Here is a 20,872-nt window from a genome sequence, read left to right as displayed (position 1 = left end):
CCAGTGAGTTGAGCGAGGAGTGGTGATGGCGACCAAGAGTGCGACGGTCCGAGGGGGATCGTCGGTCCGGGAATTGACCCTGCGGGGTGTGATCCTCGGTGGCCTGATCACCCTGATCTTCACCGCCGCGAACGTGTACCTGGGCCTGAAGGTCGGTTTGACCTTCGCCACCGCCATTCCGGCCGCGGTGATCTCGATGTCGGTGCTGCGCTACTTCGCCAATCACTCGATCGTCGAGAACAACATCGTGCAGACCATCGCCTCGGCGGCCGGCACCCTCTCAGCGATCATCTTTGTGCTGCCCGGTCTGATCATGATCGGTTGGTGGACCGGATTCCCGTACTGGGAGACCGTCGCGGTCTGCGCGATCGGCGGACTGCTGGGGGTCATGTATTCGATTCCGTTGCGGCGCACGCTGGTGACCGGTTCGGATCTGCCGTATCCGGAAGGGGTGGCCGCCGCCGAGGTGCTCAAGGTCGGCGACAGCGAGGTCGGGGCCGAAGAGAACCGCGGCGGGATGGCGATGATCGTCACCGGCGCGCTGGCCGCGGCGGGGTTCGCGCTGCTGGCCAACCTCAAGGTGCTGGCCAGCAGTGTGGCCGGGGCATTCAAGGTGGGCAGCGGCGCCACCATGTACGGCGCGAGCCTTTCGCTGGCGCTGATCGGTGTGGGCCATCTTGTCGGCGTCAGCGTCGGCATCGCGATGCTGGTCGGGCTGGTGATCTCCTATGGGATCCTGCTGCCGGAGCAGTCGTGGAACGAGATCGGCACCGGCGATCTGCTGGGGCAGGTGAGCGGCATCTTCTCCTCGGAGGTCCGGTTCATCGGTGCCGGGGCGATCGCGGTGGCCGCGGTGTGGACGCTGGTGACCCTGCTGCTGCCGATCGGGCGCGGTATCGCCGAATCGCTGCGCAGCGCGCGCGACCGGCGCGACGGGATGGCCGTGGACATCACCGAACGCGACATCCCGTTCCAGTGGGTGGCGATCTCGGTGCTGGTGGCGATGATCCCGATCGGCTGGCTGCTGTGGGATTTTCTGCAGGGCACCGATATCGCCCACCAGAGCGGCGGCATGATCGCCGTGAGCGTCCTGTTCGTGCTGGCGATCGGTCTGATCGTGGCCGCGGTGTGCGGGTACATGGCGGGTCTGATCGGTTCGTCGAACAGTCCGATCTCCGGGGTGGGCATCGTGGTGGTGCTACTGGCGGCGCTGCTGCTCAAGGCTACCCACGGCACCGAAGATGCGCTGGCGATGACCGCCTACACCCTGTTCACCGCCGCCGTGGTCTTCGGCGTGGCGACCATCTCCAACGACAACCTGCAGGACCTCAAGACCGGTCAGCTGGTCGGGGCGACGCCGTGGAAGCAGCAGGTCGCACTGATCATCGGTGTCGGGTTCGGTGCGGTGATCATCCCGCCGGTGCTGCAGCTGATGAACACCGCCTTCGGCTTCCAGGGCGCCCCCGGCGCCGGACCGGACGCGCTGGCTGCCCCGCAGGCGGCGCTGATGTCGTCGTTGGCCGAGGGCATCTTCGGCGGTGACCTGGACTGGAGTCTGATCCTGCTCGGCTGTGTGATCGGTGCGGTGGTGATCGTGGTCGACGAGGTGCTCAAGCGGACCACCAACAGTCTGCGGCTGCCGCCGCTGGCGGTGGGCATGGGCATGTACCTGCCGATGGCCATCACGCTGATCATCCCGATCGGCGCCCTTATCGGCCGCGCCTACAACAGCTGGGCCGACCGCGATGACGCCGATGCCGACCGCCGCAAGCGCCTCGGCGTGCTGATGGCCACCGGCCTGATCGTCGGCGAGAGCCTGTACGGGGTGGTCTTCGCCGGGATCGTCGCCGGCACCGGCAGTGATGAGCCGCTGGCGCTGCCGTTCATCGGCGCGGGCTACGGCGACTGGGCGCAGCTGGTCGGTGTGGTGGCCTTTGTGGCGCTGGTGGTCTGGCTGTACCGCTATGTGCGCCAGACCGCGCGCAAACCGTACGACGGTCCGCCGGTCACGTCGGTGCTGTAAACGCCGGTCCTGTAGACCCCGGTCCTGTCGCCGGTCTGCGCCGGCTGAGCCCCTGCTCAGCCCAGCCTTTCCTTCGGTGCAGATACAAGCGTTATTTGACAGGGTGGAACCATGTGGAAGGTCTGGGCGCAGCTGCGCGGCTACCCGCTGGTGGTGGCCACCGTCGTGGTGGGGATCGTCGGATTGGTGTTGCTGGCCACCCCGGCCGGTCGTTACGCCGGACAGATCGTGGGGTTCTACGCGCTGGCGGTGGCCGCGTGGACGGCGCTGGACATGCTCCGCCAACTGATCCGCGGCCGCCCGGGTCTGGACCTGTTGGCGGTCACCGCGATCATCGCCGCGGTGCTGGTCGGCGAGCCGTGGGCGGCGCTGGTGGTGGTGCTGATGCTCACCGGCGGTGCGGCGCTGGAGGAGTTCGCCGAGAACCGCTCCAAACGGGAACTGACCACCCTGCTGCGCAAGGCGCCGCAGCAGGCCACCCGGCTGATCGGCGACGGCGCCGAGCAGGAGACCGAGACGGTGTCTGTCGATGCGGTCGCCCGCGGCGATCGTCTGCTGGTGCGCCCCGGCGAACTGGTGCCCGTGGACGCGGTGCTTCTGCACGCCCCGGCGGTGTTCGACGAGTCCTCGCTGACCGGGGAACCGCTGCCGGTGGAGCGGGTGGCCGGCGAGCGAGTCCCCAGTGGCGCGGTCAACGGCACCACCGCGATCACCATGCGGGCGGTCGCCGCCGCCCGCGACAGTCAGTATCAGCAGATCGTGGCCCTGGTGGAACAGGCGACCGGAAGCCGGGCGCGGGTGGTGCGCCTGGCCGACCGGTACGCGCTGCCGTTCACCGTGGCCTCGCTGGCCATCGCAGCCCTGGCGTGGGCGCTCAGCGGGGAGGCGGTCCGCTTCGCCGAAGTCCTGGTGGTGGCGACCCCGTGCCCGCTGCTGATCGCCGCGCCGGTGGCCTTTCTCGGCGGGATGAGCCGCGCGGCCCGCTACGGGCTGATCGTCAAGGGCGGCAGCACCCTGGAGCAGCTGTCGCGGGTGCGCTCGGCCGCCCTGGACAAGACCGGCACCCTGACCACCGGTCATCCCGATCTGCAGCAGCTGCATCCGGGCCCCGGCTTCACCGACGACGACCTGCTGCAGCTGGCGGCCTCGGCCGAGGTGTACTCCTCGCATGTGCTGGCCTCCTCGGTCGTGACCGCTGCCCGCCGCCGCGGGCTGGCGCTGCGCGAGGTCGACACCGCCACCGAATGGGCCACCAACGGGGTCAGCGCCGAGCTGGCCGACGGCGCGGGGATCGTGCGGGTCGGCAAACCCGCCTGGCTCGCCGGCTTCGTCGACGATCTGGTCCGGACACCGCTGGAGCCCGGCGAACTGGCGATCTACGTCGGGCTCGACGACTGCGCGGTCGGGGTGATCGTCATGCGCGATACGGTGCGGCCCGAGGCGGCGGCGGCGATCGCCGACCTGCGTGCCCTGGGCATCGTGCGCACCCTGGTGGTGACCGGTGACGTCGCCGCCACCGCCGAACCGATCGCCGAGCGGTTGGGGATCGACGAGGTGTACTCCTCGTGCGGGCCGGCCGACAAGGTCGACATCGTCGCCCAGGTGCGGCCGCGGCCGCTGCTGATGGTCGGCGACGGTCTCAACGACGCGCCGGTGCTGGCAGCCGCCGACATCGGCTTTGCGATGGGTGCGCGCGGCTCCACCGCCGCCAGCGAATCGGCCGATGTGGTCAACCGCTACGACACCCTGCTGGGTTTGCCGCGCGCGGTACGGATCGGGCAGGACACGGTCCGGATCGCCCTGCAGAGCATCTGGGCGGGCATCGCGATCAGCGCCGGGCTGATGGTGATCGCCGCATTCGGTCTCCTGCCGGCGCTGGCCGGCGCCTGGTTGCAGGAGGTGGTCGATCTGGTGGCGATCCTGGGTGCTTTGCGCGCTATGGGGCCGCGGTCCGAGCGGCGGCAGAAGGCGGTGACGGCCCCGGTGCACGCCGGCATGCCGGGCGCTCCTGACCGCTCGGCAGGCTAGTCGGCGGTGTGCGGGCCGGGGCCGTCGGTCGTGTCGGCGTCGTCAGCGACGGTGTCGGGGCCGGTGGGCTCGGTGAGGCCGTGCCCGCGGGTGAGTTTGTCGACCTCGCGGCCGAGGCCCGACTGGCCGACCGCGTGGCCGATCCGTTCGGCGTCGTCGACGATGCGCGACCCGTCGTCGACCACGAGGGTGCGCCAGCGTCGCCAGCGGCCGGCGAAGGTGCCGTCGGCGGGCTCGGTGCTGATCGGTCCGCCGGGGATCTCGGCCGGAATCTCCTTCGCGGCCAGCAGCCGGGTGTTGTCCACCGGATCGACCGTCGTCGATGGCGACCGGCGCAGATCGTGGACGAAGTTGGCCAGGTCGCGGCTCAACCCCGAGCCGACCAGCATGCCCAGGGCGATGGCGATGAAGGTGGCGACCACCTGCATGGCCGCGGTCGTGGAGGCACTGCCGGTGGACGCTGCTGCGGTCAGGCTTTCGAAGCTCGTCGCTCCGGGCACCAGCATCTGGAAACCGCAGTAGGAGGTGACCACCGCCGGCGGCGCGGGTTTGAACAGCGCCAGCACCCGGGCGACGGGCACCAGCACTAGGGCGCCGAAGAAACCGGACAACCAGGTCGCGTCGGGGACCGGTATCGCCACCTGCATCGCGTGGGCGGCCAACAGCGTCACGATGATCCACGGCAGCGACCACCGCGGCGCCGAGGAGAACAGGGCGAACCCGGCCGAGAACGCCAGAATGCCCACCCACGACGCCCACGCGCCCAGCGGCGCACCCGGGTGCGAGTGCGGCAGCTCACCGGCCACCGCCACCCCGGCGACCACGCCGAAGCTCAGCAGACTCAGCTGGGCGATCCCCGAGACGGTCCGGCTGGCACCGGCGATCATCTGGCCGTCGGTCAGCTCCATCGCGCCGATCGTCAGGGCACTGCCGGGCAGAAACAGCAGCAGCGGAGGTGCCAGCAGGACCAGGGGATTGGCGCCGGTCGCTTCGGCCAGATACTTGATACAGACAATCGTGACGATGAACGGGGTGAGGACCTGCAGCACCACCGCCAGGGTGGGCAGCCGGTTGCCCACCATCACGATCAGACCGACCAGCAGCCCCAACCCCACATAGGCCGGTAGCGCGCTGGCCGAAGTGTTGACCATCATGCCGAAGCCGACGGTCATCAGCATGTAGCCCACCAGCGCCACGACGCGGTTGAACCGCGGGGGCATGGTGGCGATCTTGGCGAGTTTGGCGATCACGTGAGCCGGTTCCGGCGGAGTGTCGGCGGTCAGGATCTTGTCGACCATCCGTTGCACTGCATCGGTCTGGTCCAGTCGCAGGGCGGCGCCTTCGACCGGGAACATGGCGGTCTGCGCGACGCCGTCGACCACGGTCTGCACGAACACCGCCGTCGGCAGCACCACGGTGACCACATTGGTGCGGTTGTAGGCGATGGCCAGGCGCAGCAGCGCCGATTCGACGTCGTTGGTGGGCTGGCTGGAGGAGATCATCGCCGTTCCCACGGCGCCGAGCATCTGGGCGAAGTCGTCGGCGGTGCCGGTGGCAGCGGTCACGACCGGACGGGCGACCGGCTGAATTGCGGTGAGGGCCTCCAGGAACCGCCCATGCATGGGTGCGGGCATAGTGCCCTAATCTACCGGCGCCCCGTGATCGGCGAGCCGTCCGTTGGTCGGGCCAGAGCCGGACCCGGGACTTCCCGCCCTGGTGCCGGCTCATCGGATTAATTACGGTAAAAGCCGTGAATAAGACTTCTGTGCCGCTGGGGCCGGTGCCGGAAACCGGGGTCTCGGCCGATGCGGCTCGGGGGTTGACCGCACCGCAGGCGAGCATGCTGTCGTGGTTGCGCGAGACCGGGGCCGATCAGACCGTGGCCACGGCCGCAACTGCCCGGGGGCTGCACCGCAATACCGTGCGCGAACACCTCGATCGGTTGGTGGAGGCGGGTCTGGTGGTGCGTTCGACGACGCCCACGGCCCGCCGCGGGCGACCGGCCTGGCGGTACCGTGCCCGGCCCGATGCCGGGGCCACCGAGCTGCGCGCCTACGCCGGACTGACCCGGATGCTGGCCCGTCAGCTGCAGCGCAGCGCCGCCGATCCGGGGGCCCAGGCCGAGGAGATCGGGCGCGAATGGGGTCGGGAGTTGGCGCAGAACGCCGCCGCCGCGGCACGGAACGACACTGCCGTCGCGGCGCAGGACGATTCTGCGGTGGTGGCGCAGGGCAGCGGGGCCCGCGAGCAGATCCTGGCGCAGCTGGCCGAGCTCGGCTTCGGCCCGGTCGACGCCGGCGGCTGCGGAGCGAGCGAGGGCCCGGTGACGGCGGTGGCGCTGACGCGTTGCCCGCTGCTGCAGGCCGCCCGCGAATGCCCGGAGGTGATCTGCCGGGTGCACCTGGGCCTGATCCGCGGGGCCCTGGATTCCTTCGGCGGCGCCGAACTGACTCCGGTGCTGACTCCGTTCGCGCAGCCGGGGTCGTGCACCCTGCATCTGAACGAGCCCGCCTCGTGAACGCGTCACCGCAGACCGCCGCCGAGACGGCCGCAGCAGACCGGCCGCAGGGCCAACGCACCGACGCGAGCGGTGCGGGCTCCTCCCCGGGGCTGAGTGACCGGCTCGGTGTGCGGTTGGCGCTGCTGCTGACCGGCGGGGTGTCGCTGCTGGCCGGACTCGACGCCGCATTGCTTCTGCTGGGCCTCGGCGCACCGGTGGGTGCCGGGCGGCTGGCCGACGTGCACGGGATGCTCATGGTCTACGGCTTCGTCGGCACCCTCGTGGCGCTGGAACGGGCCGTGGCCCTGGGTGCGGCCTGGGCGCTGGCCGCACCCGCCGGTTTCGGTCTCGGCGCGATCGCGCTGATCGGGGCGCCCGCCGTGGGGCCGGCCAGGGTGGCACCCGGTGGTGCGCTCCTGGTGATCGGGGCGGCGGCGCTGGTGGCGGTGTACATCCCGCTGTGGCGTCGCAACCACGCCACCGCCGTCCTGGTGCAGGCCGGGGGTGCCGTCGCCGCCCTGGGCGGGGCGATCCTGTTCGTCGCCGGCATCCCGGTCCCGTGGTTGCTGCCGTGGCCGGTTGCCTTCCTGGTGCTGACGATCGCTGGCGAACGTCTCGAACTGGCGCGCGTGGCCTTCCTGAACCCGCGGGTGGAGGCGGCTGTCGCCGGGGCCGCGGTTGCGGTCCTCGCCGGGGTGCTAGCCGCTCTGCTGTGGCCGACCGCCGGATACCGCGTCTTCGCGGCGATGCTGCTGATCCTGGCCGCGCTGTTGCTGCGGTACGACGTGGCCCGCGGCACCGTCCGCGGCCGGGGTCTGCCGCGGTTCAGCGCGGTCTGCCTGCTGACCGGCTACCTGTGGCTGCTGGTTGCCGGCGGCATCTGGGCGATCGCCGGACCGGTCCGCTCCGGCCCGGCCTACGACGCCTCGGCGCACGCGGTCTTCCTGGGCTTCGTGATCTCGATGATCTTCGCGCACGCGCCGATCATCCTGCCGGCGGTGCTGCGCCGACCGCTGCCGTACCGGCCGATCATGTACCTGCCGGTGGTGCTGCTGCACGGTTCGCTGCTGCTGCGGATCGCGGTGGGCGACGGAGCCGGGCAGCTGTGGGCGGTGACGCTCGGCGGTGTGCTCAACGTGGTGGCCGTCCTGGCGTTCCTGGTGATCGCGGTCGGCTCGGTTCTGCTCGGTGCCCAGAAATCGGCTGACCCGCAGCAGGGTGCCCCGAAACCGGGTGCGCAGGAGACGGGGGAGTCGGCATGAATCTGCGCACCTGGAATCTGCGGGTCGGGGTCGTGGTCCTGGCCTGGATGCTGGCGCTGCTGGGGGTGGCTGCGGCCAGTGGTTCGATCACGCAGTCGTCGTGGCTGATGATCCACTTGCTCGGACTGGGCGCAGCCAGTAACGCGATCCTGATCTGGAGCTGGTACTTCACCGAGGCGGTGCTGCGGCTGGGTCACGCCGATCACCGCTGGGTGCATGCGGGGCGGCTGGCACTGTTCAACGCCGGTGCGCTGGCGGTGGTCGTCGGCTACGGCAGCCACGGTCCCGGCAGCGGTGCCGCGTGGTGGACGGTGCTGGCCGGGGCCGTCGCCGCCTTCGCCGCGGTGATCTGGCACGTGGCCGATCTGCTCTACCGGCTGCGGACCGCGCTGCCGGCCCGCTTCGGGCCGATCGTCCGCTACTACGCGGCGGCCGGCGGATTTCTGCTCGTGGGCATCGGTTTCGGTGCGGCGATGGCGCGGGGGGATCTGCCCGGCGACTGGTCGGCGCGACTGGCGGTGGCGCACTCGAGTCTGAACCTGCTCGGCTGGATCGGGCTGACGGTGCTCGGCACGCTGGTGACGCTGTGGCCGACGATTCTGCGGACGCGGATGGCGCCGACGGTCGAGCGGGCCGCGCACCGGGGCCTGCCGATGCTGGCCGCCGCACTGGCGGTGATCGTCGCTGCGTCGCTGGCCGGCTGGCTCTATCTGGCGGCCGCCGGTCTGCTGGCCTACGCCGGGGTCGTGGTCTCTGTGGTGGCCGCCCATGCCGACGAGGTGCGCCGCAAGCCGCCGTCGGATTTCGCTGCGCTGTCGGTACTGGCCGGTGTGACCTGGCTGCTGGGTTCGCTGATCGCCGCGGCGATCGCCTACGCGACCGCCGGTGACTGGTACGTCGCGCACGACCGGCTGATCGCGCTGACGCCGGCCTTCCTCGGCGGCTTCCTCGCGCAGGTGCTGCTGGGTGCACTCAGCTATCTGGTGCCGGTGGTGCTGGGTAACAAGCCGTCGTCGACGGCCCGCGCGATGGACGTGCTGAACACCGCCGGGGCCGCCCGGATCGGTGCGGCCAACACCGCGCTGCTGCTGTGGGTGCTGCCCGGGACCGGCCTTCCGCACACGATCGCCGCGGTCGCGGCACTGGTCGCGCTGGCCAGCTTTGTGCCGCTGGTGATCCGGGTGGCGATCCTGTCGCGGCGGGCCGAACCGGCCGCGACCGAACGCACCCGGGAACGACGATTCCGGCCGGCACCGGAGCGGTCGGTGCTGGTGGGTGCCGCTGCTGCCGGAGCCGCGGTCGTCCTGCTGTTGAGTGTGACCGGGGTGGCGATCTCGCCGTCGTCGGTGGGTCTTCCGGGCCACGGTGACGATGGTGCGCCGGCCGGAGTGCACCCGACCGGGCAGACCACCACCGTGGACCTGCGGGTGGAGGGCATGCGTTTTGTTCCCGGGACGGTGGAGGTCCCCCGCGGGAACCGGCTGGTGATCAATCTGGACAACACCGGGGACACCGCGCACGATCTGGTGTTGCCGGACGGCCGGCGGACCCCGCGACTGGCCCCCGGGAAGCGTGCCACCCTCGATGCCGGGGTGATCGGGCAGAGCCTGCAGGGCTGGTGCTCACTGCCCGGACATCGGCAGATGGGCATGGTCTTGGACGTGGTGGTCGACGGCGGCCCGGTCGATGAGACCGGCACCGAGCACCACGCCGGGGGCAGCGGTGAGACCCCGACAGTGGATCTGGAAGCCGATCCCGGCGCGGACTTCGTCGCCCGCGATCCGCGGCTGCCGACCGCACCGGCGGCGCGCACGCACACCCTGACGCTGACCGTGCGTGACGTTCAGGCCGAGGTGGCCCCGGGCGTGCGCCAGACACTCTGGACCTACGGGATCACCGGCCCCGACGGCACATACCGCGGCGAGATGCCCGGCCCGACGCTGCGCGGGCGGGTCGGCGACGTCTTCGACATCACCCTGGTGAACGACGGCACCATCGGGCACTCCATCGACTTCCACTCCGGAGCGCTGGCGCCCGATAAGCCGATGCGGACCATCGAGCCGGGGGAGTCGTTGCAGTACCGATTCACGGCCGTGCGCAGCGGAATCTGGCTGTACCACTGTTCGACGATGCCGATGTCGTTGCATATGGCCAACGGCATGTTCGGTGCGGTGATCATCGATCCGCCCGGGTTGGCGCCGGTGGACCGCGAGTTCGTGATCGTCCAGTCCGAGGCCTACCTGGGTGAACAGGATGGAATCGCCGACGCGGTCAAGGTCAGCGAGAAGCGGCCCGACCTGGTGCTGTTCAACGGCTACGCCAACCAGTACGACCATCGGCCGCTGACCGCGAAAGTCGGTGAGCGGGTTCGGATCTGGGTTCTTGCTGCGGGCCCGAACGACGGCACCGCCTTCCATGTGGTCGGCGGCCAGTTCGACACGGTCTGGAAGGAAGGCGCCTATTTGCTGCGCCCGGGTAACGACCAGCAGGGCGGCAGCCAGACGCTCGACCTGGCGCCCTCGCAGGGCGGTTTCGTGGAGACGACCTTCGACGAGGCCGGCAACTATCCGTTCGTCACGCACTCGATGGCCGACGCCGAGCGCGGTGCGCACGGGATCATCGCGGTGCGGTGAGCGGCGCGGGCCGGTGCCAGCGGGCGACGTCGGGAACGCAGGATCGGCTAGGCTGCTGAACGGCCCGGCGTCACGCTGGGACAGGGGGCGATAGCTCAGTTGGTTAGAGCCGCGGACTCATAATCCGCTGGTCCCGGGTTCGAGCCCCGGTCGCCCCACCGTATTCCTCGACCGACGCCAGGGCCGTGTGTTTGGATGACGGGTGGTCCCACGTCTGGCGAGGTGGCGACGTCACTGAGTCCCCGCCCACCGTGGCTGGCCTCCACCGGCGCACTCTAGTAGCCTTGCCGTGTCCCTACCGTATCCAAAACGTTATCTAGACTTGAATGGACCGAAGACTGTGGCTCGACACCGTGTGACTCCTGACCGACTTTCGACCCGTGCCGCATTCGGCAGCGCCCCGCGAAACCGCCGGTCCGGCCGTCATCGGGTGGAGTCGCCGAACCGGGCGGCTGCGTCGGTCCGGTTCGGCGTCGTAGCGGCCTTCGCTGGCGCGATCGGGCTGGCCGCCGCCACCGCAGGTGAGGCCGCGGCCAAGCCTGCCTCGCCGATCACGCTTCCGGACGGCGTGCAGTTGCCCGAGAACCTGCAGCTGCCCGACAACCTGCCACAGGAGCTCGACGCAGCACTCAGTGGCCTGCTGCCGTCCGGTCTGGGTCAGGCCCGCGCGGCCAAGCCGGCCCACGGCACCGTCACCTCCCACTACGGCGCACGCTGGGGCACCCACCACAACGGTGTCGACATCGCCAACAAGATCGGCACCCCGGTGCGCGCGGTGACCAACGGGGTGGTCCTGGAGGCCGGTCCGGCCTCGGGCTACGGACAATGGATCCGGGTCCGGCAGGACGACGGCACCACGGGAGTCTTCGGTCACGTCGAGCAGATCTTCGTGCGCGCCGGCCAGAAGGTGAACGCCGGTCAGACCATCGGCACCGTGGGCAACCGCGGCGATTCCACCGGTCCGCACCTGCACTACGAGGTCTGGAACGCCGCCGGGACCCCGATCAACCCGCACACTTGGTTGCACAAGCGCGGCGTCCGGCTCTGATCGACTCGGCTGCCGGCGCGGGGCTCGCATTGCACTGTCGTTGAGCGGGACGGCCCGGCGCCGCCGGTAGCCGCCCGGCGGGGGAGCGGCCGAGATGGCGGCCCCACCGCCGGTACTTCAGTGCCAAGGATGCTCTCGGCTCCGCGTGCTCAGCTGCGCTCGGCCTTCTCCGGTTCGGGCGCACCCGGTTGGGCGAGGCTCTCCTCGGTGCTTCGCGGCGTGTGGTGAGTGACCGTCGACCGGGGATCGTCGTCGACCATCTCCAGCAGCTGCCCCTCGGCCAGGGACTCGGCGGTGATCTCGTCTTGCACCGAGGTCGACAGCGGCTTCTGTTCGACGAACAGCAACGCGATCAGAGCGATCGCCGCGATCGGCACCAGGAACAGGAAGATCGGCAGCAGGGCCTCGTTGTAGGAGTGGATGATCGGCTGGCGGATCGCCTCGGGCAGCGCATTGACGCCAGCCGGGGTCAGATGCTGGCGGAACTCGTCGCCGCCGCCACCGCTGGCCTGCTGCGCCAGCGGGCTGTCGGCCAGCTTCTCGGCCAGGATGGTGATCAGCCGCGAGGCGAAGATCGAGCCGACGACCGCCGAACCGAGCGTCGCCCCGACCTGGCGGAAGTAGTTGCTGGCGGCCGTGGCCGTCCCCACGATCCGGCCCGGGAAGGAGTTCTGCACGATCAGCGTCAGGATCTGCAGGGCCAGGCCGATGCCGATGCCGATGATCGCCAGATAGGTGCACATCAGCCAGGTCGGACTCTCCACTTGCAGGGTCGACAGCAGGCCCAGGCCGATGCCGAGCACGATGGAGCCGGCGATCGGGAAACCCTTGTAGTGACCGGTGCTGCTGACCAGCCGGCCCGAGACCACCGAGGCCACCAGCAGGCCGCCCATCATCGGGATCATCAGCAGACCGGCCACGGTGGCGCTGACACCGGTGACCATCTGGATGTAGGTCGGCATGTAGCCCAGCGCGCCGAACATCGCGATACCGATCGCCAGGGAGGCGATGGTGGTCAGGGTGAAGTTGCGGTCGCGGAACAGGGCCATCGGGATCACCGGGTACTCGGCGCGGAGCTCGGCCAAGCAGAAGGCGACTGCCAGCACCACGGTGGCCGCGATCAGGCCGATGATCTGCGGGGACGCCCACGCATAGGTGTTGCCGCCCCACGTGCTGACCAGCACCAGGGTGGTGGTCGCCGCACCGATCAGCGCCATACCCAGGTAGTCGAGCCTGGGCCGTTCAACCAGATCCGGCTTCGGCAGCTTGAGGAACACGAAGCAGGCGACGAGCGCCAGTAGGCCCAGGGGCACGTTCATCCAGAACGCCCAGCGCCAGCCGGGCCCCTCGGTGAGCCAGCCGCCCAGCAGTGGTCCGGCGACCGAGGCGACAGCGAAGACGGCGCCCATCGCGCCCATATAGCGGCCGCGTTCGCGGGCCGGAACGACATCGGCGATGGCGGCCTGCGACAGGATCATCAGACCGCCGCCGCCCAGACCCTGCAGGACGCGGGCAGCGATGAGAACCTCGATGTTGCCGGCCAGGGCGCCGACGACGGAGCCGGCGATGAACAGGACGATGGCGACCATCAGGATGGGGCGGCGCCCGAGCAGGTCACTGATGCGGCCGTAGACCGGCATCACCACGGTGCTGGCCAGAATGTAGGCGGTGATCACCCAGGTCATCTGGTCGACTCCGTCGAGTTCGCCGACGATGGTCGGCAGTGCCGTGGACAGCACGGTCTGGTTCAGTGCCGCCAGCAGCATGGCGATCATCAGGCCGATGAACAGATACAGGATGCTGTGGTCGGACTTGGTCTCCACCGGGGTTGCGGCGGTGCCGGTCTGGGTCATACGAGTTCTTTCAGAGCGTCACGGAAAGTGGTCATGGCGGCGGAGATCGCCGCAGGGTCGGGATCGTCGAGGATGTCCGGGTCGTCGCTGTAGGCGAAGCGCAGCACCGCACCGGCCAGCAGGATCAGCGCCCGGGCGCTGTCTGCGGCCCGCGGCGAGGCGGTGCGTTCGGCCAGCTGTTCACTCAACGCGGTGACCAGCAGTTCCTGGGTGGCATCCCGATGTGCGCGGACGCCGTTGAAGGCCATGGTCGTGACCGTCAGCTTCAGGGCGGCGTTGAAGCGTTTCTTGCCGGGCCCGGCGTCGTCGTCGTTCTCCGGTGCAGGGGTGTTCTCCGGCGCAGGATCGAGGAACTCCCGGAGGGCGCGCGGGGGGATCTGGGGCTCACGCATGCCCAGGACCGCGTCCTCTTTGGCGGGGTAGTAGTTGAAGAACGTCCGGCGCGAGACGCCGGCTCGCTCGGCGATCTCGTTGACGGTGGCGGCGGCCAGGCCGTCGCGCAGGGTCAGCTCCACTGCGGCCTCGTGGATGCGGCGGAAGGTCTGCGAACGTTTGTGTTCGCGGGTTCCTTGGAGCGGTTCGTCTTGCACTGGTGCATTATTGCACCAGTGCAAGATCAGGGTCAAGTGTCAGCTTTACTGTGGTGCCATGACCGCCCGTGTAGTCGCCGTCTGCGTCGTTCATCAATTGCTGTCCGATCCGGGGCCGGCCGGTGTCACGGCCATCGATAAGCGCCCGGTGGCCGGACCGGTGCAGGCCGGCGAGTACGGGCTCTACGCCGATGTGCAGGCCGACCGCAAGCGCCACGGCGGCCTGGAGAAGGCGATCTACGCCTACAGCAGCGCCGACGCCCGGCACTGGGCGCAGGAGCTGGGACAGCCCACCGAGCCGGGCTGGTTCGGGGAGAATCTGCGGATCGACGGGCTGGACGTCTCGGGGGCGCGGATCGGGGAATGCTGGCAGATCGGGGAGAGACTGGTGGTCCAGGTGACCGGCCCGCGAATCCCGTGCCAGACGTTTGCCAGACGGGTCGGGGGCGAGCACGAGCGAGGCTGGGTCAAACGCTTCCTGGCGGCCGGCCGGTCGACCGGGTGCCTACCTGCGGGTCCTCACCCCCGGACCGGTGGCCTCCGATGATGTGGTCGAGCTGCTGGAGCGGCCCGCGGACGCGCAGACGGTCGCTGAGGTGTTCGCGGGCCCCCGGGGGGTGAGTACGGCCGGGTTCGCTGGGCGCGCCGACGCGTTCGGAACGGCTTTGCGATGATCTACCGGTACGACGACGGTGCAAGCCGCACGATCGATGAACGCGAAAGGGTGCACTGATGACGCAACCCCCTGGTCCGCAACCCGGTCCCGGACAGCCCGACCCGCACTGGCAGGAGACGGTGGCAGGCCAGCTCGGATACCCGCCGCAGGGCTACGGCCAGCCCGGACAAACGCCTCAGGGGTACGGGCAGCCGGTCTACGGCCAGCCTGGGTATCCGCCCCAAGGCTACGGCCAGCCGGGGCCCGGTCAGCCGCCGGGATTTCCGCCGCAGCCGCCGAAGAAGTCCAATACGGCGTTGACGGTCGGCCTGACGGTGGTGGGAGTGGTGGGGGTGGCGGTGGTCGCCGCCCTGGTGGCCGGGGTCGTCTTCCTGATCGCCAACGACGACGAGGACGAGTCGACCGGCACCGCGGCCTCCTCACCGTCTTCGTCGGCGAGCTCGAGCGCGCCGAGTTCTTCGGCCAGCAGCGCTGCCTCCTCCCGTCCGCGCCCGGCGGCCGGTGAGCGCTTCACCTACACCGAGTTCGACGGTGACTGGAATTTCCGGCTCGGCGATGTCGCACTGCAGGCCGAGTGGGTGCGGGGCGAGGACTTCAGCGACTGCGGTCCGCTAGAGAGCGACGGCAAGCTGACCGCCCTGGGCTGCAAGTATGGGTCGCTGCTGGTCTGGAAGGCCGAGGGCGGCGACGTGATGCTCACTCAGTACGTGTTCACCATGACCGATGCCGCCGCCGCGAAAGCGGCCGCCGACAGTGACCTGAGCGATTCGGATCTGAAGGCCATCACGGGTACCTATATCTCCGGGTTCAAGACCGGTAAGTGGCGCAACGGCGACTCCCGCGAGTTCCTGGTGGCGACCATCGCCACGGGGACCGCCGCCGTGCCGGAGGCGACGGTGGAGGAGTACCTGCGCTATCGGCAGGCCGACAGCACCGGTGCGCTCTCGTTCCGGTTCTGACCGGCGTTGACAGGCTTTCGACCAGGCGTTTTGCTGCCGCCGAGGCGATGGGATAAAGTTCCATCTCGGTTCGGAAAGAGCCAGCCTTCCCCCATAGCTCAATAGGCAGAGCAGCCGACTGTTAATCGGCAGGTTATTGGTTCGAGTCCAATTGGGGGAGCAACGACGGAGGGCCTGCTGCATGCAGCGGGCCCTCCGTCGTCTTTCCATGATGTGTTCGTCGCCGGCCAGGCGTTGTGCGGGGCGGCTCACCCCCAGAGCGGCGTCGTCTCCAGATGTGCCAGCAGACGCTCGGCCCCGTCGGTGAACTGCACGGCGATCGCTGCGGCCGCGTCATCGGGATCGCCTGCCCGGTAGGCTTCGATCAGCCGCTGATGGCTGTCCAGGGTCACCGCGGCCCAGTCCGGATCGCTCGCATACAGTTGATGCGGGGTGTACCGGGTGGCCGCCAGCAGGAACCAGGCCAACTTATTGCTGCCGCTGATCCGGTTGTGGGTGCGATGGAACTCGAACTCGGCCTCGGTGATCGCCACGGCGTCGTTGCCGGCCACCGCGCCGCGCAGCCGATCGTTGGCGGCCACCAGCAGCGCCAGCTGATCGTCGTCGATCAGGCCGGCGGTGCGTCGGGCGATCCGGGTGGCAGCCTGTTCCTGCAGCCAGAAGACGTCTTCGACGTCGGTGCGCGAGAGCCCGGCGACGACGTATCCCCGGTGCGGCGCCGACTCGACCATGCCTTCACCGCGCAGGGTCAGCAGCGCCTCGCGCACCGGAGTGACGCTGACGCCGAGTTCCAGGGCGGTCTCGTCCATCCGGATCGGTGTGCCGGGCAGTAGCTCGGCGGTCATGATCTTGTGCCGCAGGATGGAAGCGACCTCCTCGGACAGCTGTGGCCGTCGACGGAGTCCCAGGGACTCAGAGGCCATAGGTCTTGCCGATGATGTCGCGCTGGATCTCGTTGGTGCCGCCGAAGACGGTCGAGATGATCGCGCCGCGCATCAGGCGCTCGGCATCGAACTCCTTGGCGTAGCCGTAGCCGCCCATCATCTGCATGCCGTCGATGGTCATCGCCTTGCTGACCTCGGTGGCCTTGAGCTTGACCATCGACGCCTCGCGGGCCATCATCTTGCCCGGATTGGCGTCGGAGGCCTGAGCCAGCGCGTAGATCAGCTCCTTGGTGGCGGCGATCTCGGTGGCGTGGTCGGCCATCCGGTGACGCAGGACCTGGAAGGTGCCGATGGGGCGGCCGAACTGCTTGCGGTCCTTGATGAACTCGAGCGTGTCGGAGAACGACCGCTCGGCCAGGCCCAGCTGCATCGCGGCCAGGATCAGCCGCTCGGTGTTCAGTCCGGCCATCAGCTGCGTCCAGCCGTTGCCGACCTGACCGACTACGGCCGAGTCCGGGACGAAGCAGTCAGTGAAGTAGATGTCGTTGACCTCCTTGCCGCCGAGGGTGTCGATCTGGCGGATCTCCATCCCCGGGGTGCCGGCCGGGATGTGAAACTGGGTCAGGCCCTCGTGTTTGCCGCCGGAGGAGTCGGTGCGGGCGATCAGCAGGATGGACTTGGCGAAGTGGGCGTTGGAGCACCAGGTCTTCTGGCCGTTGATCTTCCAGCCGCCGTCGACCTTGTCCGCCCGGCAGGTCAGGGCGCCCACATCGGAACCGGCCTCGGGCTCGGACATCGAGATCGACAGCGAATCACCAGCGACGACTCCGGCGAGCACCGCGCGCTTGAGGTCCTCGTCGGCGAACTTCTCGTAGGCCGCGGCGGTGATCAGCGTCGGACCGATGCCTCCGATGGGAGCCTGGCCGCGGATGGCCTCCTCGAGCAGGATGCACAGCTCCACATTGCCGGCGCCGGCGCCGCCGTACTCCTCGGAGATGTTGATCCCGGCCCAGCCCAGGTCGGCCATCTTCTTGTACAGCTCGACCGAATGGTTCTCCTGCCCGTTGTTGGTCCACGCGTCACGCTGGGCGCGGGTGCCGGTCTCGCGTTTGCAGAAATCGGCGATCGACTTGGCGAAATCCTGCTGTTCGGGGGTGAAGACGACCATGAGAGCTCCTACGGATCAGGGGAAACGTTCCTATCACATATATTTGATATGTAGGGTCGGCGCAAGCGTTCGGGAAAGATCGGATCGCCGCCCGTTACATTGGTGCCCATGTCTACGAGTGAAGACGCCGCCGAACCCGGCCGGAACGACGCCACCGACACCGCCGCCGACGACGCTGCCAAGGAGACGGACGGCGCCGCCGAGAACACGGACGACGCTGCAGAGAAGGCGACTGCCGAGAAGACGCCGCCGGTCACCGCGCTGACTGCCGATGAGCGGGCCGAGTTGCTGGCGAAGAACCGCAGCGCGCGGGAGGAAGCGCGATTGAAGGAGGCGGCGAAGAAGGCCGCCGGCACCGGCGCTGCCCAAGACAGCGAGGCAGCCGACGATGACGGGGGCGACGGCGACAGCAACGGCCACGGCGATGGCGACGGGGACGATACCGGCGATCGGACGCGGGTTCCCGGCCGGATCGCCACCGCCTCGCGCGCAGCCGGTGCCCGGCGGTTCCTGCCGATCGGACTGAGCGCCGTGATCGCCGGCCTGGTGGTCGCCGTGGCGGTGCTGGCCATTCTGCTGGTGCGTGCATCCGATGATGGGCTCGGACCCGATTCCGGGATCGGCGCACAGGCACTGACCGACGCCAAGGACTACGCCGCGGCGGTGGTGACTTACAGTCCCGACGACTACTCGGCCCTCGACCGGAAGATCCGCGAGATCTCCACCCCCGATTTCGCCGACCGCTTCATCACCTCCTCCCAGCAGGCGCGCGAGGGCAACGACGAGGCCAAGGCCACCTCGCGGGGCAGCGCCGTCGACGCCGGGCTGATGTCGATCAGCCGGGACCAGGCGGTGGTGCTGGTGGCACTCGATCACTCCGTGACCTCACCGGAACTGCCCAGTGCCGGCGAGGAGGGGCTGGAGTATCAGTCGCGCGTCCGGGTGACCCTGACTCGCGACGGCGATCGCTGGTTGCTGGGCGATCTGGTGACCTTCTGATCCGAGCCGGCAGGCGGCCCGGCACCCGGCTGGGGGCTCGGGGTTCCGGGCTCAGCCCGAGTAGGGGGTCTGCAGCAGGACCGCCAGAGCCAGGTCGGCGGCGGTGGCGGCATCGACCGGATGGGGACCGGCCGTGAGATCGGTGATCACATCAAGTGCGGCGTGGACCAGGAAACGTGTTGCGGCAGAAGGCAACTCCGGCCGGGCGTCCTGCAGCCACGTGGCCCACTCGTCGACGTTCATCCGCTGACGACGACGCAGTTCGGTGCGGCGTGCACCGTCGAGTGCGCCGAAGCAGCGCCGGTAGGCGGTGATGATCTCCGGTTCTGCCGCACACAACCGCGCATACTGCCCGGCCAGGTGGCTCAGCGCCTGATCGCGGGAGTCGGCCTGGGCCAGGCCGGCGGCGACGGCCGCGCTGGTGTGCTCGGCGGCCCGCTCCAGGGCCGCGGACAGGATCGCCTGTTTGGAGGGGAAGTGCCGGTACACCCCGGACGGCGGCAGACCCGCCGCCGAGGCGATCTGCTCGATGGTGACCTCGTGGAAACCGTGGTCGGCGAACAGGGTCACCGCCTGCGACAACACCGCCTCGCGGCGGGCGGTCGGAGTCAGGCCAGGCCCGGGCGGCGGGGCATCCGGGGACGGCAGTGCGGTGCCGGCGACCGCCAGTGCGGCATCGCGGATCAAACCGGCCGTCACCTTGCGCGACATGCTGACGCGGTGGCTGGTCGGACTGTTGGCGGTGGCGAAGACCGCGTCGGTGAGGGTGTCGGCCTGGCTCTGCGGCAGGTCCGGACGCAGCGCCGAGATCAACTCCCGCACCCGGCGGTGCGCGGCCTGCCGGATGGTCCGGGCCTGGGCCCGGTCGGCCGCGGGCAGCGAACGCGCTTCCCAGCGATACAGGTCACGATGCCGGCGGTTGTCCAGGACGTCGGCGAGGTAGGCCTCGAGTAGGTCTGACAGCTCGGTGCCCGGGTCGCCGGGGAGCGGCGGAACCGACTCCAGGCGCTGCCGAATCCGTTCGCTCATCCGGCGCACGACCGCACCGAGCAGATCGGACTTGGTGTCGAAATGCCGGTAGAGAGCGGGCGCGGAGATCCCCGCGGCGTCGGCGATCTGCGCCAGCCGGGTCCCGTGGAAACCGTGCGCCGAGAATGCCGTGACCGCGGCGTCCAGGATGTGCTCACGACGGTCCGGTGGGCGCACCCGGCCCGCGGGAGCGGCCCCGGCAGGCGGTGTCGGACTCATGAGCAGCGATCATAGTAGAACTCTGTTATCCGCACAGTGAATCTTCCGCTAGTGTCAAAATCCCAGGTGCAGACGCTGACAGGCGTAGGAAAGTTAATCAAGATTCGCGTGACGGAGGTCATGTTCGGTGCTAGCGTGTGGCACAACCCGACGTCGGAAGCAGAGGAATCGATGACTCAGGCGGAGTTCGTAGACGGGATCTGGAGTGGGATCGACGACACCGGTGTCGCGCGGCTCGAGATCGACCGTCCGGCGCAGATGAACGCCTTGGACGGGCCTGCCTCGCACCGGATCATCGAGGTCTGCGGGCACTGGGCCGGCGACGAGCGCGTGCAGGTGGTGGTCCTCAGCGGCCGGGGTGGCGCTTTCTGTGCCGGCGCCGATGTGGCCGGGATGGCCACCGACGCCGCTGCCAAGGGCGGGTTCGACGCCGGCGACTCGCGGGCCATCATCGAGAACGGCTCCCGGCTGGTCGGCGCGGTCCGCGCCCTGCCTATGCCGGTGGTCGCGGCCGTCGACGGCCCGGCGGTGGGTATCGGTGCCTCCCTGGCGGTGGCCGCGGACCTGATCTACGCCACCTCCTCGAGCTACTTCCTACTCGCCTTCGTCAAGCTCGGCCTGATGCCCGACGGCGGAGCCAGCGCCACCTTCGCCGCCTCGCTGGGCCGGGCCCGGGCCAATGCGATGGCGTTGCTGGGCGAGAAGCTCTTTGCGAGCGAGGCCTGCGAACACGGACTGATCAACGGGGTGGTCGACGAGGCCACCGCGCTCGAGGCCGTTGTGGCACGGGCGACGAGCAAACTCACCCGCACCTCGGCGTCGGCGCTGGCGTTGACCAAGGCGGCACTGAACGGGGCCACGCTGGACCGTTACGACGACGCGATCGCCGCCGAGATCGCCGGGCAGACCGAACTGCTGCAGAGTCCGCAGTTCCAGGCCGCCCTGGCCGCGTTCGCCGGCGCGGGCAAGTGAGCGCGCGTCGTCCGGTACCACCTGAATCC

16 protein-coding genes and 2 tRNA genes are annotated in these 20,872 nt (G+C 69.6%); 12 read left to right on the top strand and 6 right to left on the bottom strand.

Annotated elements, in window-relative coordinates; translation table 11 throughout:
• Positions 1-25: 25 nt before the first annotated feature.
• A complete protein-coding gene (locus GOHSU_RS06505; RefSeq protein WP_005938646.1) occupies positions 26-2,023 on the top strand; it encodes an OPT family oligopeptide transporter in 1,998 nt (665 codons plus the stop codon).
• A gap of 111 nt (positions 2,024-2,134) precedes the next feature.
• Positions 2,135-4,051 carry a heavy metal translocating P-type ATPase gene (locus GOHSU_RS06500; RefSeq protein ID WP_005938643.1) on the top strand — a complete coding sequence of 639 codons (1,917 nt, stop codon included), beginning with the start codon at positions 2,135-2,137 and terminating at the stop codon, positions 4,049-4,051.
• Here the strand turns inward: GOHSU_RS06500 and GOHSU_RS06495 are convergent.
• Positions 4,048-5,685: a threonine/serine exporter family protein gene (locus GOHSU_RS06495; RefSeq protein ID WP_005938641.1), complete on the bottom strand. Its 1,638-nt coding sequence runs from the start codon at positions 5,683-5,685 to the stop codon at positions 4,048-4,050. The genes GOHSU_RS06500 and GOHSU_RS06495 overlap by 4 nt on opposite strands.
• Positions 5,686-5,801: 116 nt before the next feature.
• On the opposite strand from GOHSU_RS06495, the gene GOHSU_RS06490 reads away from it, so the two are divergent.
• From GOHSU_RS06490 to GOHSU_RS06470, 5 genes are all read left to right on the top strand, one after another.
• Entirely contained in the window at positions 5,802-6,569 is a 768-nt protein-coding gene (locus GOHSU_RS06490; protein WP_024332841.1) for a helix-turn-helix transcriptional regulator, read from the top strand.
• Positions 6,566-7,813, top strand: coding sequence for a DUF8744 domain-containing protein (locus GOHSU_RS06485; RefSeq protein WP_005938637.1), 1,248 nt, complete (start codon positions 6,566-6,568; stop codon positions 7,811-7,813). The genes GOHSU_RS06490 and GOHSU_RS06485 overlap by 4 nt, the downstream gene beginning before the upstream one ends.
• A complete protein-coding gene (locus tag GOHSU_RS06480) occupies positions 7,810-10,446 on the top strand; it encodes a multicopper oxidase domain-containing protein (RefSeq protein ID WP_005938634.1) in 2,637 nt (878 codons plus the stop codon). The genes GOHSU_RS06485 and GOHSU_RS06480 overlap by 4 nt, the downstream gene beginning before the upstream one ends.
• A gap of 84 nt (positions 10,447-10,530) precedes the next feature.
• A tRNA-Ile gene (locus GOHSU_RS06475) sits at positions 10,531-10,604 on the top strand.
• 272 nt (positions 10,605-10,876) lie between these two features.
• Complete coding sequence (locus tag GOHSU_RS06470) at positions 10,877-11,494, top strand: M23 family metallopeptidase (protein ID WP_005938632.1); 618 nt, start codon at positions 10,877-10,879, stop codon at positions 11,492-11,494.
• A gap of 149 nt (positions 11,495-11,643) precedes the next feature.
• On the opposite strand, the gene GOHSU_RS06465 is transcribed toward GOHSU_RS06470, so the two are convergent.
• Positions 11,644-13,347, bottom strand: a complete 1,704-nt coding sequence (locus GOHSU_RS06465) for an MDR family MFS transporter (protein WP_005938630.1) — start codon at positions 13,345-13,347, stop codon at positions 11,644-11,646.
• A complete protein-coding gene (locus tag GOHSU_RS06460; RefSeq protein WP_005938627.1) occupies positions 13,344-13,937 on the bottom strand; it encodes a TetR/AcrR family transcriptional regulator in 594 nt (197 codons plus the stop codon). The genes GOHSU_RS06465 and GOHSU_RS06460 overlap by 4 nt, the downstream gene beginning before the upstream one ends.
• A gap of 58 nt (positions 13,938-13,995) precedes the next feature.
• Here GOHSU_RS06460 and GOHSU_RS06455 point away from each other — a divergent pair, with 58 nt between their 5' ends.
• From GOHSU_RS06455 to GOHSU_RS06445, 3 genes are all read left to right on the top strand, one after another.
• Positions 13,996-14,484, top strand: a complete 489-nt coding sequence (locus GOHSU_RS06455) for an MOSC domain-containing protein (RefSeq protein ID WP_005938625.1) — start codon at positions 13,996-13,998, stop codon at positions 14,482-14,484.
• A gap of 185 nt (positions 14,485-14,669) precedes the next feature.
• Entirely contained in the window at positions 14,670-15,572 is a 903-nt protein-coding gene (locus GOHSU_RS06450; protein ID WP_005938623.1) for a hypothetical protein, read from the top strand.
• Positions 15,573-15,659: 87 nt separating this feature from the next.
• Positions 15,660-15,732 (top strand) — tRNA-Asn (locus GOHSU_RS06445).
• Between the two features lie 88 nt (positions 15,733-15,820).
• On the opposite strand, the gene GOHSU_RS06440 is transcribed toward GOHSU_RS06445, so the two are convergent.
• Together GOHSU_RS06440 and GOHSU_RS06435 are read right to left on the bottom strand one after the other, a co-directional pair.
• Complete coding sequence (locus tag GOHSU_RS06440; protein ID WP_005938621.1) at positions 15,821-16,495, bottom strand: GntR family transcriptional regulator; 675 nt, start codon at positions 16,493-16,495, stop codon at positions 15,821-15,823.
• Positions 16,485-17,624 carry an acyl-CoA dehydrogenase family protein gene (locus GOHSU_RS06435; RefSeq protein WP_005938620.1) on the bottom strand — a complete coding sequence of 380 codons (1,140 nt, stop codon included), beginning with the start codon at positions 17,622-17,624 and terminating at the stop codon, positions 16,485-16,487. The genes GOHSU_RS06440 and GOHSU_RS06435 overlap by 11 nt, the downstream gene beginning before the upstream one ends.
• A 108-nt stretch (positions 17,625-17,732) precedes the next feature.
• On the opposite strand from GOHSU_RS06435, the gene GOHSU_RS06430 reads away from it, so the two are divergent.
• The gene (locus GOHSU_RS06430) at positions 17,733-18,623 is read left to right on the top strand and encodes a hypothetical protein (protein WP_005938619.1); all 891 of its coding nucleotides are present in this window, start codon (positions 17,733-17,735) and stop codon (positions 18,621-18,623) included.
• Between the two features lie 51 nt (positions 18,624-18,674).
• On the opposite strand, the gene GOHSU_RS06425 is transcribed toward GOHSU_RS06430, so the two are convergent.
• Positions 18,675-19,871 (bottom strand): TetR/AcrR family transcriptional regulator, encoded by a 1,197-nt coding sequence (locus GOHSU_RS06425; protein WP_005938617.1) that lies wholly within the window; start codon positions 19,869-19,871, stop codon positions 18,675-18,677.
• 171 nt (positions 19,872-20,042) lie between these two features.
• Between GOHSU_RS06425 and GOHSU_RS06420 the strand changes: the two genes are divergently transcribed.
• Positions 20,043-20,843: an enoyl-CoA hydratase-related protein gene (locus tag GOHSU_RS06420; RefSeq protein WP_005938615.1), complete on the top strand. Its 801-nt coding sequence runs from the start codon at positions 20,043-20,045 to the stop codon at positions 20,841-20,843.
• Positions 20,844-20,872 lie beyond the last annotated feature (29 nt).

Source organism: Gordonia hirsuta DSM 44140 = NBRC 16056, assembly GCF_000333015.1.
Classification (GTDB): Bacteria; Actinomycetota; Actinomycetes; order Mycobacteriales; family Mycobacteriaceae; genus Gordonia; species Gordonia hirsuta.
Note: the sequence above shows the minus strand (reverse complement) of the source record. Positions and strands in the feature narration are given on the sequence as shown.

Coding starts and splice junctions, on each gene's coding strand:
- GOHSU_RS06505 (WP_005938646.1), top strand. CDS start 26: ATGGCGACCAAGAGTGCGACGGTCCGAGGGGGATCGTCGGTCCGGGAA.
- GOHSU_RS06500 (WP_005938643.1), top strand. CDS start 2,135: ATGTGGAAGGTCTGGGCGCAGCTGCGCGGCTACCCGCTGGTGGTGGCC.
- GOHSU_RS06495 (WP_005938641.1), bottom strand. CDS start 5,685: ATGCCCGCACCCATGCATGGGCGGTTCCTGGAGGCCCTCACCGCAATT.
- GOHSU_RS06480 (WP_005938634.1), top strand. CDS start 7,810: ATGAATCTGCGCACCTGGAATCTGCGGGTCGGGGTCGTGGTCCTGGCC.
- GOHSU_RS06465 (WP_005938630.1), bottom strand. CDS start 13,347: ATGACCCAGACCGGCACCGCCGCAACCCCGGTGGAGACCAAGTCCGAC.
- GOHSU_RS06455 (WP_005938625.1), top strand. CDS start 13,996: ATGACCGCCCGTGTAGTCGCCGTCTGCGTCGTTCATCAATTGCTGTCC.
- GOHSU_RS06450 (WP_005938623.1), top strand. CDS start 14,670: ATGACGCAACCCCCTGGTCCGCAACCCGGTCCCGGACAGCCCGACCCG.
- GOHSU_RS06440 (WP_005938621.1), bottom strand. CDS start 16,495: ATGGCCTCTGAGTCCCTGGGACTCCGTCGACGGCCACAGCTGTCCGAG.
- GOHSU_RS06435 (WP_005938620.1), bottom strand. CDS start 17,624: ATGGTCGTCTTCACCCCCGAACAGCAGGATTTCGCCAAGTCGATCGCC.
- GOHSU_RS06430 (WP_005938619.1), top strand. CDS start 17,733: ATGTCTACGAGTGAAGACGCCGCCGAACCCGGCCGGAACGACGCCACC.
- GOHSU_RS06425 (WP_005938617.1), bottom strand. CDS start 19,871: ATGAGTCCGACACCGCCTGCCGGGGCCGCTCCCGCGGGCCGGGTGCGC.
- GOHSU_RS06420 (WP_005938615.1), top strand. CDS start 20,043: ATGACTCAGGCGGAGTTCGTAGACGGGATCTGGAGTGGGATCGACGAC.